Source organism: Methylobacterium sp. B1 (assembly GCF_000333255.1).
GTDB classification, from domain to species: Bacteria; Pseudomonadota; Alphaproteobacteria; order Rhizobiales; family Beijerinckiaceae; genus Methylobacterium; species Methylobacterium fujisawaense.
This window is the reverse complement of sequence record NZ_BACT01000324.1, coordinates 1-2063: the sequence shown is the minus strand read 5'-3', so window position 1 is coordinate 2063 and position 2063 is coordinate 1. Positions and strand designations below refer to the sequence as shown.

3 protein-coding genes are annotated in these 2063 nt (G+C 70.0%); 1 reads left to right on the top strand and 2 read right to left on the bottom strand.

Annotation, left to right across the window (positions count from 1 at the left end; translation table 11 throughout):
- Window positions 1-651: Na+ dependent nucleoside transporter N-terminal domain-containing protein (locus I53_RS09485; RefSeq protein WP_043349668.1), on the bottom strand; the 651-nt coding region annotated here is incomplete at its 3' end.
- 57 nt (window positions 652-708) lie between these two features.
- A complete protein-coding gene (locus I53_RS09480) occupies window positions 709-1371 on the bottom strand; it encodes a TetR/AcrR family transcriptional regulator (RefSeq protein ID WP_051044742.1) in 663 nt (220 codons plus the stop codon).
- 99 nt (window positions 1372-1470) lie between these two features.
- Here I53_RS09480 and I53_RS09475 point away from each other — a divergent pair.
- On the top strand, window positions 1471-2063 hold a 593-nt coding region (locus tag I53_RS09475; RefSeq protein ID WP_043349665.1), incomplete at its 3' end, for an SDR family oxidoreductase.

The window sequence follows — 2063 nt, the reverse complement described above, 5'->3', positions numbered from 1 at the left end:
GACGAGGCCCCCCGGGATCGCCATCACCGAGGCGGCGAGCAGGTAGGTCATGGGCACGCCGAGGGCCGCGTAGCCCGCCAGGATCGATCCTGCCGTGGACGCGGCGCCGCTCGACATGACGGCGAACAACTCGGCCCCGGTGAGCAGGGCGAGGAACGGGCGCAGCGCGACGGCAATCTCGCTCTGGCCGATGGCGATGGTGATCACCGCCGAGAACGACTCGATGGGGGACGTGCCCAGAATGCGCCGGAGCGCCGCGCCGAGCAGGCGAGCCAGCGCCTGCATCACGCCGAGATGGTAGAGCACGCCGATGAGCGCGGAGACATAGAGGATCTGCGGCAGGACCCGCAGCGCCAGGATGAAGCCCGAGCCGCCGAACAGCTCGAACATCCTCGGCTCGACGAGACCGCCGAACAGGAAGGCGGTGCCGCGATCGCCGTAGGACAGCACGGTCACGACCGCGTCGGCGACAGCCCGCAGCGCGGCCTGCCCGGCGGGAAGAAACAGGACCAGAGCACCGAGCCCCACCTGCAGGGCCAGCCCGGCGAGCACCACGCGGAGACGGATCGCCCGCCGATTGGTCGAGAACAGGATGGCGACGGCGAGCAGCACCAGAAGGCTGAGGCCGGCATGGATCAGGCGGTCGAGCATCGTGTCCTTCGGCTCCGAGCTTGGCCGGAGCGTATGGAAGGTTCAGGCCAGACGCCGTCAATCCGGGCTGTCCGGTGCGAGATAGGGGGCGAACAGGTCGCGGAGCTGCGCGAAGCCCCAGTCCAGATCGGCCTCCGTCAGGGTGGTGCCCCCCTGGAGGCGATGGTTCATCCAGTGGCTGGACACGATCCAGGCATTGTCGATGAGCCGCCCGAGGGCCTCCGGTGCGATCCGCAGCCGTCCCGCCCGCACGGCCGCCTCGAAGACACCGCGGGCCAGCGCCTGGGTCTCGGCCCGCAGGGCATGGATCCGCGGGCGCAATGCCGGGGCGATGTCCACCATGGCGATCCCGTCGCGGTAGATGCAGCGGTAGCGCCAGATCAGGTCGAACCACGCCCGCTGGTAGCCGAGCAGCGCTTCCGGAGCGGCGGGGTCGGCGGGCATGCGGCCGGCCACCGCCAGGGCCTCCGCCTCGAAGGCGGCGAACACGGCTTCGACCAAGCCGCTCTTGCGCGGAAAGTGATACTGCAGATTGCCCTCGCGGATCCCCGCCGCGGCCGCGATCTCCGCCGTCGTGACACGGCCGAGCCCGCGGGCGTTGAACAGCGCGAGGCTGACTGCCAGAATTCGCGTGCGCGTATCCGGGATCGGCACGGCAGGACCGGCCTCTGGGCTGGCCTCCACATCGAAGTCGAACCTGCGGCCCTCGCCCCGCGGCATGATCCCATCCTCGTCTAGGGTGTTCACCCTAGACAATCAGGCCGGCCGAGCCTATCCCCCTGAAGACGGATCCAGGTCGACGATACGGGGAGGCGCGGTTTGGCACAGCGGTTCCAACTCGCGGGCGCGGTGGCCCTGATTACCGGCGCGGCGAGCGGTATCGGTGCGGCCCTGGCCGAAGGCCTCGCCGCGAAGGGCTGCAATCTTCTCCTCGTGGACCGGGACGCGACCGGGCTGGCGGCCACCGCCGGCAAGATCCGCGGCGTCTCGGTCGAGACCCGCGTCCTCGATCTCACGGATGCCGAAGGGATCCGCGCGCTGCCGGACTGGGTCGCAGAACGGTCCGGGCATCTCGACATTCTGATCAACAATGCCGGCGTCGCCCTCGGCGGCCGGTTCGACGAGACGCATCTCGACGATTTCGAGTGGCTGCTCGACATCAACCTGCGCGCCGTCGTGCGGTTGTGCCACGCCTTCCTGCCGATGCTGCGTGCCCGGCCGGCGGCGCAGATCGTCAACCTGTCGAGCCTGTTCGGGCTGATCGCGCCGCCGGGTCAGGTCGCCTACAGCACCAGCAAGTTCGGCGTGCGCGGCTTCTCGGAGGCCCTGCGGCACGAATATGCCGGCACCGGACTCGGGGTGACGGTGGTCCATCCGGGCGGTGTCGCCACCGCCATCTCGCGCAACGCCCG

Bases quoted from the DNA above. Each gene is read 5' to 3' on its own strand.
- I53_RS09480 (WP_051044742.1), bottom strand. From the start codon at position 1,371: ATGCCGCGGGGCGAGGGCCGCAGGTTCGACTTCGATGTGGAGGCCAGC.